8 protein-coding genes are annotated in these 14,537 nt (G+C 70.5%); 6 read left to right on the top strand and 2 right to left on the bottom strand.

Going from position 1 to position 14,537, the window contains the following annotated elements:
• Positions 1 to 136: 136 nt before the first annotated feature.
• Positions 137 to 481 carry a hotdog fold thioesterase gene (locus AB0B64_RS28765; RefSeq protein ID WP_225291836.1) on the bottom strand — a complete coding sequence of 115 codons (345 nt, stop codon included), beginning with the start codon at positions 479 to 481 and terminating at the stop codon, positions 137 to 139.
• A gap of 131 nt (positions 482 to 612) precedes the next feature.
• Between AB0B64_RS28765 and polA the strand changes: the two genes are divergently transcribed.
• From polA to coaE, 6 genes are all read left to right on the top strand, one after another.
• Complete coding sequence (gene polA / locus AB0B64_RS28760) at positions 613 to 3,303, top strand: DNA polymerase I (RefSeq protein ID WP_357945592.1); 2,691 nt, start codon at positions 613 to 615, stop codon at positions 3,301 to 3,303.
• A 349-nt stretch (positions 3,304 to 3,652) separates the two neighbouring features.
• Positions 3,653 to 4,702 carry a polysaccharide deacetylase family protein gene (locus tag AB0B64_RS28755; RefSeq protein ID WP_358180972.1) on the top strand — a complete coding sequence of 350 codons (1,050 nt, stop codon included), beginning with the start codon at positions 3,653 to 3,655 and terminating at the stop codon, positions 4,700 to 4,702.
• A gap of 201 nt (positions 4,703 to 4,903) precedes the next feature.
• Complete coding sequence (rpsA, locus tag AB0B64_RS28750) at positions 4,904 to 6,391, top strand: 30S ribosomal protein S1 (RefSeq protein WP_225291707.1); 1,488 nt, start codon at positions 4,904 to 4,906, stop codon at positions 6,389 to 6,391.
• Positions 6,392 to 6,498: 107 nt separating this feature from the next.
• The gene (locus tag AB0B64_RS28745) at positions 6,499 to 7,692 is read left to right on the top strand and encodes an epoxide hydrolase family protein (RefSeq protein WP_358180969.1); all 1,194 of its coding nucleotides are present in this window, start codon (positions 6,499 to 6,501) and stop codon (positions 7,690 to 7,692) included.
• 95 nt (positions 7,693 to 7,787) lie between these two features.
• Positions 7,788 to 8,234 (top strand): GNAT family N-acetyltransferase, encoded by a 447-nt coding sequence (locus AB0B64_RS28740; RefSeq protein WP_357945601.1) that lies wholly within the window; start codon positions 7,788 to 7,790, stop codon positions 8,232 to 8,234.
• 26 nt (positions 8,235 to 8,260) lie between these two features.
• Positions 8,261 to 8,863, top strand: a complete 603-nt coding sequence (gene coaE / locus AB0B64_RS28735; RefSeq protein WP_358180966.1) for a dephospho-CoA kinase — start codon at positions 8,261 to 8,263, stop codon at positions 8,861 to 8,863.
• Positions 8,864 to 8,955: 92 nt separating this feature from the next.
• Here coaE and AB0B64_RS28730 read toward each other — a convergent pair whose 3' ends face one another.
• A complete protein-coding gene (locus tag AB0B64_RS28730; protein ID WP_358180963.1) occupies positions 8,956 to 14,523 on the bottom strand; it encodes a TIR domain-containing protein in 5,568 nt (1,855 codons plus the stop codon).
• Positions 14,524 to 14,537 lie beyond the last annotated feature (14 nt).

Raw genomic sequence — 14,537 nt, 5'->3', positions numbered from 1 at the left:
GACCCACGGGGCTCGTGTGCAAAGAGAGCCGGAAAGTCGCGTGGCGTTCAGTGATCACGCAGCCCGGGGGTCGCCGATCATGCCGCGTGTACGTCGTCGATCGCACGGCACGTGTGTCACGCGCATGGCACGCGGGTCAGCGATCGCGCAACATGCAGGTCAGCCGGGAGGTGCACACGCGCCGCCCCTGCTCGTCGGTGATCTCGATCTCGTACGTGGCCAGCGAGCGGCCGCCGTGCAGCCGGGTCGCCACGCCGGTGACGAAGCCGGAGGTGGCCGAGCGGTGGTGGGTGGCGTTGATCTCGATGCCGACGGCGATGCGGTCCGCTCCCGCGTGGATGGCCGCGCCGGTCGACCCCAGCGTCTCGGCGAGCACGACGGACGCGCCGCCGTGCAGCAGGCCGTACGGCTGGGTGTTGCCCGCGACCGGCATCCGGCCCACGACCCGCTCCGCGCTGGCCTCGACGAACTCGATGCCCATCCGGTCGGGGAGCGTGCCTTCGTGGACGGCGTTCAACGTCTGGAAATCCACCGGGTCGATCCGCGTCAAGGGGAGTCCTCCAGTCTTCCGAGCTCAGGTTTTCTGTCGGAGATGGAGACTAGGCTGCTTGTGTGCCGAAGAGTGAAGTGACCCCCAGCCGCCCGTGCCTGTTGCTGCTCGACGGGCATTCCCTGGCCTATCGCGCGTTCTACGCGCTCAAGGACGCCAACCTCATGACCACCGACGGTCAGCACACCGAGGCGGTCTACGGGTTCACCTCGATGCTGACCAACATCCTGCGCGACGAGCAGCCGTCGCACGTGGCCGTCGCGTTCGACCGGTCGGAGCCGACGTTCCGGCACGAGGAGTACGCCGACTACAAGGCCAACAGGAGCGAGACCCCCGAAGACTTCCGGGGCCAGATGCAGCTCATCTACGAGCTCCTCGACACGCTGCGCGTCCCGCGCATGTCCAAGGCCGGGTTCGAGGCCGACGACCTCATCGCCACGCTCGCCACCCGGGCCAGCGCCGAGGGCATGAACGTGCTGATCGTCACCGGCGACCGCGACGCGCTCCAGCTGGTCGACGAGCACGTCACGGTCCTGATGACCCGCCGTGGCATCAGCGACATGACCAGGTTCACCCCCGAGGCCGTCGAGGAGAAATACGGCCTGACCCCGGTCCAATACCCTGACTTCGCGGCGCTGCGCGGCGACCCCAGCGACAACCTGCTCAGCATCCCCAGCGTCGGCGAGAAGACCGCCGCCAAGTGGGTGCGCGAGTTCGGCTCGCTGACCGCGCTGGTCGACCGGGTCGACGAGGTCAAGGGCAAGGTCGGCGACAAGCTGCGCGAGCACGTCGCCCAGGTGCTGATGAACCGCCGGCTCACCGAGCTGCTCCGCGACGTCCCGATGGAGGTCGAGCTGGGCGAGCTCAAGCAGGGCGTCTGGGAGCGCGAAGAGGTCAACAAGCTCTTCGACACGCTGCAGATCCGCGGCGAGCTGCGCGAGCGCGTCTTCAAGGTGCTCGGCACCGGCGAGCAGGAGCCCGACCAGGGCTTCGAGGTGGAGACCATCATCCTCGGCCCCGACCGGGTCGCGGGCTGGCTGTCCGCGCTGCCCGCCGGCCGGGCGGGCCTGGCCTTCAAGGGCGCCTACGGCAGCGGCACCGGGCGCATCGACGCCCTCGCGATCGCCTCGCCCGACGGCACGGCCGCCTTCATCGACCCGGTCAAGCTCACCGAGTCCGACGAGGTCGCGCTGCGGGCCTGGCTGGCCGACACCGACCGGCCCAAGGCCGTCCACGACGCCAAGGGCCCGATCCTCGCGCTCTGGTCGCAGGGCATGAGCCTCAAGGGCCTGACCTGCGACACGGCCCTGGCGGCCTATCTGGCGATGCCCGGCCAGCGCACCTTCGCCCTCGAAGACCTGGCCCGGCGCTACCTCAACCGCGACCTGCGCGCCGAGGAGGAGTCCAGCGGGCAGGCCGCGCTGTTCGGCGACGACGAGGACGCCCCGGCCAAGGACCTGGCGCTGCGCGCCCATGCCGTGCGCGAGCTGGCCGAGGCGCTGGAGACCTTCCTGACCGGCCGCGGCGGCACCCAGCTGCTGACCGACGTGGAGCTCCCGCTGCTGACCGTGCTGGCGGAGATCGAGCGCGCGGGCATCGCCGTCGACAGCGAATACTTCGCCGCTCTGGAGGCCGAGTTCGGCGCCGCGGTCAAGCACGCGGTCGAGGAGGCGCACGCGGCCGTCGGCGAGCAGTTCAACCTGGGCTCGCCCAAGCAGCTGCAGGAGATCCTGTTCACCAAGCTCAACCTGCCCAAGACGAAGAAGATCAAGACCGGCTACAGCACCGACGCCGACCAGCTGGCCTGGCTCGCCACGCAGACCGAGCACGAGCTGCCGGTCATCATGTTGCGCCACCGCGACCAGACCAAGCTGCGCACCACCGTCGAGGGCCTGATCAAGGAGGTCTCCGACGACGGGCGGATCCACACCACGTTCAACCAGATCATCGCGGCCACGGGCCGCCTGTCATCCGAAAAGCCCAATCTCCAGAACATCCCGATCCGCACCTCCGAGGGCCGCCGCATCCGGCAGGGCTTCGTGGTCGGCGCGGGCTACGAGACGCTGCTCACGGCCGACTACAGCCAGATCGAGCTGCGCATCATGGCCCACCTGTCGGGTGACGAGGCGCTGATCGCCTCCTTCGAGTCCGGCCACGACTTCCACCAGGCGACCGCGGCCCGGGTCTTCGACCTGCCGCCCGAGCAGATCGACGGCGAGCTGCGGGCACGCATCAAGGCGATGAACTACGGCCTCGCCTACGGCCTGTCCGACTTCGGGCTGTCCGGGCAGCTCAACATCCCGGTGGCCGAGGCGCGGGCGCTCAAGGAGGAATACTTCCAGGAGTTCGGCGGCGTCCGCGACTTCCTGCAGGCCATCGTCCAGCAGGCGCGCACCGACGGCTACACCGAGACCATCATGGGCCGCCGCCGCTACCTGCCCGACCTGACCAGCGACAACCGGCAGCGCCGCGAGATGGCCGAGCGCATGGCGCTCAACGCGCCCATCCAGGGCTCGGCGGCCGACATCATCAAGGTGGCCATGCTCAACGTCTCCCAGGCGATGAGGGAGGAAGGGCTGGGCTCGCGGATGCTGCTGCAGGTCCACGACGAGCTGGTGTTCGAGGTGGCCCCCGGCGAGCTCGACCGGCTCCGCGCCCTCGTGTGCGACCAGATGAACGCCGCCTACCACCTGCGGGTCCCGCTGGAGGTCTCCGTGGGCGTCGGCCGCACCTGGGAGGACGCGGGCCACTGACCGGCCGCCGATGCTCGTGACGACGAGTGTGGGGGCTCGCGAGGCCGATCCGGCTGACCGGGCCCCTGGCGCTCGTGACGGTGAGCGTGAGGGGCCGCGTGGACGGTCTCGTCGTACCGGACGTTTATCCCCGTACGGTGGGGCAAGTCGATCTTTGTCCGGTGGGACCGTCCGGCGCTGAGCGGCGGCGGTCCCACGCCGTGAAGCAGGGTGATCCGGCGGGTCGCGAACAGCGGCCAGTACGGGGTTCTGGACTACCCTGAGGGTAATTTCCCCCGAGTGGCACGGGAGCCTTGTGCGATCGTCAGCGTCCTTCCCCCGGTTAATCGCCCTCGCGAACGTCATAGTCGTGTCAGCGGCGGTCATCGGGCTGATGCTGCAGTCCTCCTCCGGCCGGTCCGTGCCCGGGCCGCCGGCGGTGGCCAAGATCGAGCAGTCCGCGCAGCCCACCCCCGCCGAGCCCGTGCCGACGTTCGCCGAGCCGCCCGGGGTGGTGTCCACGCCGGAGTTCGCCAAGCAGGTCAAGGCCAACGAGCTCGGGCTGGTGCCGGTGCTGATGTACCACCGGATACTCAAGAAGCGGATCGCCTCCATCGACCGCACGCCCGACCAGCTGCGCAAAGAGCTGGAGAAGCTGGCCAAGCAGGGCTACGCGCCGATCACCGCCAAGGAGTTCGCCACCGGTGACATCCGGGTGCCCGCCGGCCGGTTCCCCGTGGTGCTGACCTTCGACGACGGGCACGAGAGTCACTTCAGGCTCGACGCGAGCGGCAACCCCGCGCCGGACACCGCGGTCGGGGTGCTCCTCGACGTGGCCCGGCGCTATCCCGAGTTCCGGCCGGTCGCCACGCTGTGGATCAACCACGACCCGTTCGGGCTGCGGCAGCCCGACCAGCAGGCGGCGGCCGTGCGGTGGCTGGTCGAGCACGGGTTCGAGGTGGCCAACCACACCTGGTCCCACCCCAATCTGGCCGCCATGCGGAAGAAGAAGGTCAAGGAGCAGATCGTCCGGCTCGAACGGCTGCTGAAGAAGCTCGGCGCCGGGCCGGCCGTCACCATGGCCCTGCCGTTCGGGGCGATGCCGCACCCGAAGAAGATCGCCCGGCACGGTGAGTGGGACGGCACGTCCTACGACTTCGCCGGGGTCTTCCTGGCCGGGGCCGAGCCGTCGCTTTCGCCCTTTGCGAAAAAATTCGACCCCGTGGCCATCCAGCGCATCCAAAGCAACGGCAAAAAGGGCGAATGCCGCAAATGGTGCTCGCAGTACTGGCTGGAGTGGCTGAACAAGCACCCTGGGGACCGCTACGTCTCCGACGGGGATCCCACGAAGATCTCCATCCCGCAGCGTCTTCAGGGTAATATCACCCCGAAGCGGAAAGATCAGCTGATCGTTTACTGACCAGTGCGGGGCCGGTTGGATTGACCCCACGCTCAACGTCTCATATGCTGATCGCTGCGCTGTGGGCTCGCGCGCGCCTCAGACGGAGCGGGCTCGCGCTCGGTCACGTCGATGTCGTTATTTCCTCGGCTTGATGCGGAAGAGGGCCTGCCGCGCGTCCGCCACATCGACATCCTGTCCGCGTTCGGAGCAATTCCACACATGACGTCCAGCACTGAGGCCACCTCGAGCACCCCGCAGGTAGCGGTCAACGACATCGGGTCCGAGGAAGCCTTCCTCGCAGCGATCGACGAGACCATCAAGTACTTCAACGACGGCGACATCGTCGAGGGCACCGTCGTCAAGGTCGATCGAGACGAGGTCCTTCTCGATATCGGCTACAAGACCGAGGGTGTCATCCCCTCGCGTGAGCTTTCGATCAAGCACGATGTCGACCCAGCGGACGTCGTGGAGGTCGGCGAACACGTCGAAGCCCTGGTTCTCCAGAAGGAGGACAAAGAGGGCCGCCTGATCCTGTCCAAGAAGCGCGCTCAGTACGAGCGCGCCTGGGGCACGATCGAAAAGATCAAGGACGAGGACGGCATCGTCACCGGCACCGTCATCGAGGTCGTCAAGGGTGGACTCATCCTCGACATCGGCCTCCGTGGCTTCCTGCCGGCGTCCCTGGTCGAGATGCGCCGTGTCCGCGACCTGCAGCCGTACGTCGGCCGCGAGCTCGAGGCGAAGATCATCGAGCTGGACAAGAACCGCAACAACGTGGTCCTGTCCCGCCGCGCCTGGCTCGAGCAGACGCAGTCCGAGGTTCGCCAGACGTTCCTCAACACCCTCCAGAAGGGGCAGGTCCGCAAGGGCGTCGTCTCCTCGATCGTCAACTTCGGTGCGTTCGTGGATCTCGGCGGCGTCGACGGCCTGGTCCACGTGTCCGAGCTGTCCTGGAAGCACATCGACCACCCCTCCGAGGTTGTCGAGGTCGGCCAGGAGGTCACGGTCGAGGTCCTCGATGTCGACATGGAGCGCGAGCGCGTCTCCCTGTCGCTCAAGGCCACTCAGGAAGACCCGTGGCAGCAGTTCGCCCGCACCCACCAGATCGGCCAGGTCGTGCCGGGTCGCGTCACCAAGCTGGTGCCGTTCGGCGCGTTCGTCCGGGTCGAGGAGGGCATCGAGGGCCTGGTCCACATCTCCGAGCTGGCCGAGCGCCACGTGGAGATCCCGGAGCAGGTCGTCCAGGTCGGCGACGAGATCTTCGTCAAGATCATCGACATCGACCTCGACCGGCGTCGCATCAGCCTGTCGCTGAAGCAGGCCAACGAGGGTGTCAGTGGCGCCGAGGTCGAGTTCGACCCGACGCTCTACGGCATGGCGGCGACCTACGACGACCAGGGCAACTACATCTACCCCGAGGGCTTCGACTCGGAGACCGGTGAGTGGCTCGAGGGCTTCGACAAGCAGCGCGAGGAGTGGGAGCGGCAGTACGCCGAGGCCCAGACCCGCTTCGAGGCGCACAAGAAGCAGATCGAAGAGGCTCGCAAGGCGGAGGCCGAGGCGGGCGAAGCCGCTCCCTCGTCCTACACCGGTGAGACCGCGGCTCCGGCCAGCAGCTCGGGCTCGTCCGCTCCGGCGGCCGGCGCCCTCGCCTCCGACGAGGCTCTCGCGGCTCTGCGCGAGAAGCTCGCGGGCGGCCAGAGCTGACCTGGTTGACTAGCTGACAGAGAAAGACCCCGCACCATCCGGTGCGGGGTTTTTCTTTTGGGTTAATGCGGAACGTCGCTTTCCGCGATGCTTCCTAGGGTTGCCGCATGATCGAACCCTTCCGCATCACCATTCCGCAAGCCGACCTTGACGACCTGAAGGACCGGCTCATCCGTACCCGCTGGCCGCGGACCCTGCCCGGCGGCGGCTGGAGCCGGGGCGTCCCGGTCGGCTACCTGCGTGAGCTGGCCGCGTACTGGGCCGACGGGTTCGACTGGCGGGCGCAGGAGGCCAAGCTCAACGCCTTCCCGCAGTTCACCACGGACATCGACGGGCAGCGCGTGCACTTCCTGCACGTACGCTCGCCGGAGCCCGGCGCGCTGCCGCTGATCCTCACGCACAGCTGGCCGAACACCGTCGCCGAATTCCTGAACGTCATCGGCCCGCTCACCGACCCGCGCGCCCACGGCCTCGACCCGGCCACGGCCTTCCACGTGGTGGCCCCCTCGCTGCCCGGCTTCGGCTTCTCGCCGTTCCCCGAGCCCGCCGACGAGCGGCCCTGGAGCATCGTACGGGTGGCGCGGACCTGGGCCGAGCTGATGGAACGGCTCGGGTACGAGCGGTACGGCGCCCACGGCAACGACGCCGGTGCCCTGGTCACCCCACAACTGGCGGCCATCGACAGCGATCACGTGATCGGCTCGCACATCACCGCCGGACTCGGCATCCCCACTGGCGACCCGGCCGAGCTCGCCGACGCCACCGAGGCGGAGCTGGCCGAGCTCGCGGACCTGACCCAGCGGTTCGCCGGAGGCAGCGGCTACGGCCCGTACCTCGCCAACCGGCCGCAGACGCTGAGCTTCGGCTTCACCGACTCGCCGGTGGCGCAGCTGGCCTACCTGGTGGAGCGGTTCAAGGAGTTCGACGGCTGGCCCGATGAGGAGGCCGCCGAGCCCATCGACCGTGACCTGGTGCTCACGAACGCGAGCCTCTACTGGCTGACCGCGACCGGCGGCTCGTCCTCGTGGACGTACTACGAGGCGGCGGCGGGCATGCCGATCAACCAGACCGTGGTGCCGAGCGGGGTGTCGCACGGCGGCTCTCCGCTGCTGCGGCGCATCGCCGAGCGCGGGAATCGGGTGGTCCACTGGGCGGGCGAGCACGGCGACAGCCACATGGTGGCGATGAACTCGCCTGAGCCGCTGGTACGGAGCATCCGCACCTTCTTCGAAACCCTGGAAGGGCGAGTGGACGGGCGGCTGGGAGGGACACCGGAAGGAGCTCTGGAAGGGGCGCGGTAGCGGCTTCTGGAAGGGGCTCGGTAGGAGCTTCTGGAGGGAGCTCTGAGTGGGGCGCGGTAGGTCCCGCTGGGGTGAGGCTGCAGTAAGGTGCTCGCGTGGAAATCGAGCGTGCGCTGCCGGAGGACGCCGGTGAGATCCTCACCCTGCAGCGGGCCGCGTACGTCACCGAGGCGCAGCTGTACGGCGACCCCTTCCTGCCGCCGCTCCTGGAGTCCGTGGAGCAGGTCCGCAAGGCCATCGAGACCGGCCTCGTGCTCAAGGCCACCGACGCCGGCCGGATCGTGGGAGCCGTACGCGGCCAGCTGGCCGGCACCACCTGCCTGGTCGGCCGCCTGGTGGTGGCCCCCGACCGGCAGCGTCAGGGCCTGGGCCGGGCGCTGATACGGACGCTGCACGAGCGGATGCCGGAGGCGACGGCCTTCGACCTGTTCACCGGCCACCTGTCCGACGGCAACCTGCGCCTCTACCGCAGCCTGGGCTACCGCGAGACCCACAGGGAGCGCATGGACGACCATCTCACCTTGGTCCACATGCGCCGCTGATTCCCGATCACGGCTAGGCTTTCCGCGTGCTGAAAATCGGCCTCACCGGCGGCATCGGATCGGGCAAGAGCGAGGTCTCCAAGCGCCTCGCGGCGCGGGGCGCCGTCGTGATCGACGCCGACAAGATCGCCCGCGAGGTGGTGGAGCCCGGCACTCCGGGCCTGGCTCGCGTGGTGGCCGTGTTCGGCGACGAGGTGCTGCACCCTGACGGCTCACTCAACCGGGAGAAGCTGGGGGCCATCGTCTTCGCCGACCCCGACAAGCTGGCGACGCTCAACGGCATCGTGCATCCGCTGGTGGGGGAGCGGGTCGCCGACCTGCAGAGGCAGACGGCCGACGACGCGATCATGGTCTACGACGTGCCGCTGCTCGCGGAGAACCGGCTGGCGCCGATGTACGACGTGGTGATCGTCGTGGACGCCGCCGACGAGGTGCGCATCGCCCGCCTGGCCGAGCACCGCGGCATGCCGGAGCACGACGCCAAGGCCCGCATCGCGGCGCAGGCGACCCGCCAGGACCGGCTGGCGATCGCCGACATCGTGATCGACAACGAGGGCGACCTGGACGACCTGGAGGCCAGGGTCGCCCAGGTCTGGGACGACCTGCTGGCCCGAGCCGGCCGCGGCTGACCGGCTTGCGGCTGTCGGCCTTCGGCCGGACCTGCTGACCGCCTTCGGCCGGACACCGGCCGGTCGGGTTTCCAGCGAGTCAGGAGGAGCGCTCAGAACGGGGAGTCGAGCGGCACCTGACGGACCCCGGGCAGATACGGGTCCAGCTCACCCAGCTCGAACCGCGACATCCCGATGACGTGCCAGAATTGCCCGGAAACCTCCCCCTGGATCTTGTACCGGCCGTCGGGGGACAGCGCCGCCCACCCCTCCGGCAGGCCCAGCAGGGTGGCCCGCCGCTCCGTCCCCGCCCAGAGGATCACCACCCCGTCGTCCCCGGCACTGGCCAGCAGGTCCGCCGAAGGGCTGAACGCCACCGACCACACCCGCCGCGCGTGTCCCGCCAGCGTGTGCAGCGGCCGCCCCGTCGCCGTATCCCAGACACGGACCATGAGGTCGTCGCCGCCGGTCGCCAGCCGCTCGCCCGTGGCGTCGAACGCGACGCTCCACAGCCGCCCGGCGTGCCGGTCGAGCGTGTGCCGCAGGCGCGGCTGCCAGGGCTGGCCGGGCCGCAGCTCCCAGATCATGGCGAGGCCGTCGTTGCCGGCGCTGGCCAGGTGCTTGCCCGAGGGCGAGAACACGACCGAGTAGACCCGGTCGGTATGGCCTTCCAACGTAGCGATCCGGCCCCCGGACTCGACGTGCCAGATGCGTACGAGCCGGTCGTCGCAGCCTGTGGCCACGTAACGGCCGTCGGGGCTGAAGGCGATCGAGCGGACGCGGCCCCGGTGGTCGGCCAGGTTGCTCGCCAGGCGGCTGGTCGGCCGATACCAGATGCGTACGCTGTCGTCGTCGTTGGCCGTGGCCAGCAGCGTGCCGTCGGGGCTGAACGCCTCGGCCCACACATGGTCGGTCTCGGCGTTGAGCTCGCGCTCGTAGTCGCCGGTGACGGCGTTCCAGAAATGTACGCCGCCGTCGTTGCTGGAGGTGGCCAGGACCGGCCCGGCAGGTGAGAACAGGGCCGAGATGAGCCGGTCGGCGGTGCCGGCGACCTCGCGCAGGCGGCGGCCCGTGCGCGGCTCCCAGATGCGGACGACGCCGTCGTTGCCGCTGGTGGCCAGCATCGAGCCGTCGGCGCTGAACCTGACCGAGGAGATCCGCCTGCCGTGGCCGCGCAGCACCCGCTGGCACTGGCCGCTGGCCGGATCCCAGAGGCGTACCGTCCCGTCGTTGCTGCTGGTGGCCAGCTGCTCGCCGTCGGGCCGGAACACGAACGGCCAGACCGAGCTGCGATGCCCGGTCAGCTCGACCCGCCGGCCGCCGCCCACCTCCTGCAGCCGGACGACGCCGTTGGAGTCGCCGCTGGCCAGCGTGCGGCCGTCGGGGGAGAAGACCACCTGGTAGACGGACCCGGTGTGGCTGGTGTGGACGCCGTGGGCCTGACCGGCCGGGTCCCACAGGCGTACGGCCCCGGCTGTGTCGCCGCTGGCCAGCAGGGAGCCGTCGGACGCGAAGGTCAGGCAGTAGACGCTGCCGGAATGGCCCTTCAGCTCGTGCCGCAGAGCCCATGAGGCCGCGTCCCACAGGCGTACCGTCCCCGCCTCGTCGCCCGTGGCCAGCAGCGACCCGTCCGGGCTGTGGACCGCACGGTAGACCGAGCCGCGGTGGCCGTCGAGCGTGCCCGTCACCTGTCCGGACGCCAGGTCCCAGAGGCGTACCACGCCTGCCGAGTCGCCGCTGACCAGCACCGAGTCGCCGAACGACACCGTGTAAACGGGTGCCTGGTGGCCCGCGAGCTCGTGGACGAGGCGGCCGGTGGCGGTGTCCCAGACGCGGATGACGCCGTCGCCGCCGCCCGCCGCGACGAGCTCGCCCGACGGGTTGAGGCGAACGGGCCAGACCCCGTCGGCATGGCCGCGCAGCTCGCGCAGGTGCGCGCCGGTGAGGGCGTCCCAGAGCACGACCAGGCCGTCGCTCGCGCCGGTGGCCAGCAGGCCCCCGGCGAACGAGACCGCGTACACACGACCCGCGTGCCCCTGCAGCGTCCGCACGGGCGCGCCGGCCACGCACAGCAGCACGCCGCCGTCCTCGTGGCCGACGGCGAGCGTGGACCCGTCGGGGGAGTACGCGATGGGCTCCGGGAGCCGGCTGGTCTGGAAGTGATAGCCATACGGCACGCCGATCGCGGCGGGCGCGAGCTGGATCTCCACCGGCTGGCCCGGCACCACGGAGGCGCCCGGCAGGTCCGGCAGCGTGCCCGTCACGTTGATCAGCGTGGCCCGGTGCCACCGGGCGCCCTCGGCGGAGATATCGCTCAGGTCCGTGTGGGCCAGTCGCGCGCCCGACAGGTCGGCCCCGGTCAGGTCGGCGCCCGCCAGCTTGGCGCCGTCGAGCCGGGCCCCGGCCAGCTTGGCGTCGCGCAGGACGGCTCGGGACAGGTTCGTGCCGACGAGCGTGGCGTCGGTCAGGTCGGCCCCGGTCAGGTCGACCTCCTGCAGGTCCCTGGCCGACAGGTCCTCGCCCTTGAGGTTCGCGCCCCGCAGGTCGGCCTTGGCGGGGGTGCGCAGCCGTGCCGAGATCTTGACCGCGTTCGCCCGCGACACGTCGTCGGCGGGCGGGTCGGCCACCCACGCCCGCAGCGCCCGTACGTCGGCCAGGTCGCACAGGAACTCGACGGTCAGCGCCGACAGCGGCCGGCGCGACAGCCACACCGGCGCCTCGATCGTGGCGGCGATGTGCCGGGCGATCAGCCACTCCATGACCGAGGAGTGGATGAACCCGAACATGCCCTCCTCGGTGCGTACCAGCAGGCTCCCCGAGCCCACCGCGTGGGCGGCGTGCTCGGCGGACAGCTGCCCGCCGGCCAGGCCGGTCAGCGTCTCGGCGTACTCGGTCAGCTCGTCGACGCCCAGCAGCGACTCGCCCGAGTCCCACAGCCGCAGCGCGAGCCCCGTCACGACCTGCCACAGCTCGTCGGTGGTCAGGGGAGTCGGCGACCCCGGCACCCTGGCCCGCCGCTCCTCGAAGGCCAGCCACGAGCCGAGGATCTCCTCATACAGCAGCGCCGGGCTGATCGTGTGGCGGGCGCCGGCCACCGTACGCAGCCGGTCGGCGTCGAGGTCGGCGATGAAGCTCAGCATCCGCGGGTTCTGGGCCAGGTCGAGCAGGTCCGTGATGCTCTCCATCAGCGACATGCGCGCCGCCGCCGCGTCGCCGTCGTCGAAGCGGTTGGCCAGGTAGGCGCGGATCTGGTCGTGCGTGAAGTCCTCGACGCTGAGCACCCGCCGCTGCGGCAGCACGCCGACCATCTCGCCGAGCGAGGTGAGCACCTGCGAGTGCGACTTGAAGTGCTGGGTACGGCTGGCGACCACGATCTTCGCCTTGTCCTCGGCCGCGGCGAGTAACGTCGACAGGTGATCGGCCGCCCGGTCATAGGTGAGCCGGGTGACGAGCTCGTCGAACCCGTCGAACAGCAGCACGATCCGCCCCTGCCGCAGCAGGTAACGGAACGCCTTGAGGTCGATGAACTCCTCGCCGTGGCCGGCCAGATGGGCGGCGACCAGCGCGTCCACGGAGTGCGCCTTGTCCAGCGCCCGCAGCTCGATCAGGATCGGCGTCAGGTGCGGCAGCTCGGCCGGGATGCGCCTGGCCAGCTCGCGCAGCGCGAACGTCTTGCCGTGGCCGAAGTCGCCCAGCAGCAGCAGGAACCGGCCGTGGTCGGCGGCCAGCAGCCGCATCAGCTCGTCGGTCAGGCCCTCCCTGACCTGGTGTCCGGGACGGTCGAGCTCGCGGTAGCGCTGGGGGACGTACAGGCTGGGCGGGTAGCGGCGGTCGTTGGTGAGCCGGGCCGTCTGCTCGGCGACATAACCCGACAGGTCCAGCAGGCCCTGGAACTCGGTGAAGCTGCGCAGCCGCACGCCTCTGCGCATGAGCTCGTCGCGCAGCGACCTGGCCGGGGGCCGCCCCTGGTAGACGAGCTCGGCGGCGAGGTCGGCGGCGTGCGCCTGCCGGACGAAATCATCGGCTTCGGCGGCGGTCAGCTCGCCCACGTGCGCACCGATCATCGTCTGCCGGACGAACCCGTCCTCGGGATGCGTGACGACCAGGTGGGCGGTGAACCGGCGGATCCTGGCCCGCTCGTGCCGGGCCTCGCAGACCTCGGTGATCCGATCGAGCAGCAGGTCCACCGGGCCCGGCTCGCGCTCGACCGGCGCGGGCTCGGGGGCGCGGGCGGCCGGCGCCTCCCCGGTGAAGGTGGCCTGGGCGGCCCGCCAGCTGTGGGAGACGCGCTCGGGACGGTCGGCGCCGGGCAGCCAGGTACGCAGGCCGCCGGCGGTGATCTCGACGACCTGGTGGTGCCCGGAGCGCGGCGCGGCGACGGCGGCCTCACCGGCCTCTCCCGCGCCCTGGAAGAGCAGGTTGAGCCGCCGGGCGAGGATCCGGTCGTAGGTCGGCGCGTCGCGCAGCGTGGACGGCGGGTGCCCGATCGCGCCGAGCCGCAGCCAGGCGCTCTCCTCGTAGGGGCGCAGCCGCTCGGCGAACCAGGCGGCCTGCCCCTCGCCGAGCAGGGGATAGGCGTCGCGTTCGAGGTGGCTCATGGCCATCGTCGAGTTGAGCCCGGCGACGACCACCTTCAGGTCGGGCACCTCGAACAGCGTCCACGGCTGGCCGCCGTCGAACACCCGGTCGTCCAGCCCTTGGTACACCTCGCCGAACAGGCCCGCGAAATGCCGCCACTTCGGCCAGTAGGGCGGCTGCGGGGAGACGTCGTCGGCCTCGCAGGTGAGGAAGTAGGCGCTGGCCGCGGCCTTGGTGACGTCGCGCGGGCCCGGCACGATCACCAGCCGGTGCGGCTCCAGGCCGACCAGCAGCCGCAGGTCGGTGATGAAGCGGGTCGCCTGGCCGAACTGCCCAAGGCTGCCCGACTCGGTCAGGTCGCCGGTGACCACCATGAGATCGGGGCGCGGCATGCCCCTGTCGTACATCTCGGTGAGATCCGCCCAGATCCGCGCCTGCATGTCCTCGGGCGTGAACGGCTCGCCCGGATCCGGCAACGCCCGGCCGAACCGGGGGCCGCCGATGTGCAGCACGGTCAGCGACTCGCGGCCGTGGTCGGCGGTGGCCGACGGCGGGAACTTCGGCGCCGACACCGGGGTGCGCCGGGCCCGCGAGCGCTCACCCGGCGGCGGCAGGGTCGGCGCGGGCAGCGGCAGACCCGCGCCCGTCGGGAAGACGGGCGCCGCCTCCGGCTTGGCCCGGCCCGCCATGGCCTCCCTGACCCGGCCCAGCAGCAGCGCCCTGGCCTGTCCTGAATCGGTGACGCCGAGCAGGTCCACCCAGGTGATCGTGGACAGCAGCCCTTCGAGACGTACGTCCTCGAGCCGGATCGTGATCAGCTTGTTGGACGGGTTGTCGGGGTCGGCGCGGAGCGCGGCCTGCCACTCCATGCGGCCGTAGCGCGAGGTCAGGTAGTTGCGCGAGAGCACGGCCACCACCACCTGCGCCTCGCTGACGCCGCGGTCCATGAAGTCGATGAAGTTCGTGCCAGGCACGAAATCCCACGCCTGGATCATGGTCCGGTAGCCCGCCGCCTCCAACTCCCAGGCGATCCAGGTCGCCCAAGCCGTGTCGGCTGGGGAGTAGCTGACGAAGATCTCTGTCGGCCTGCCGTCACGTGCCATTCCCTCAGTATCCC

Origin of the sequence: Nonomuraea sp. NPDC049129 (assembly GCF_040648495.1) — a bacterium.
Taxonomy (GTDB): Bacteria; Actinomycetota; Actinomycetes; order Streptosporangiales; family Streptosporangiaceae; genus Nonomuraea.
The sequence above is the reverse complement of the archived record's forward strand: the minus strand, read 5'-3'. Positions and strand labels throughout refer to the sequence as shown.

Coding starts and splice junctions, on each gene's coding strand:
- AB0B64_RS28765 (WP_225291836.1), bottom strand. CDS start 481: ATGGGCATCGAGTTCGTCGAGGCCAGCGCGGAGCGGGTCGTGGGCCGG.
- rpsA (WP_225291707.1), top strand. CDS start 4,904: ATGACGTCCAGCACTGAGGCCACCTCGAGCACCCCGCAGGTAGCGGTC.
- AB0B64_RS28745 (WP_358180969.1), top strand. CDS start 6,499: ATGATCGAACCCTTCCGCATCACCATTCCGCAAGCCGACCTTGACGAC.
- AB0B64_RS28730 (WP_358180963.1), bottom strand. CDS start 14,523: ATGGCACGTGACGGCAGGCCGACAGAGATCTTCGTCAGCTACTCCCCA.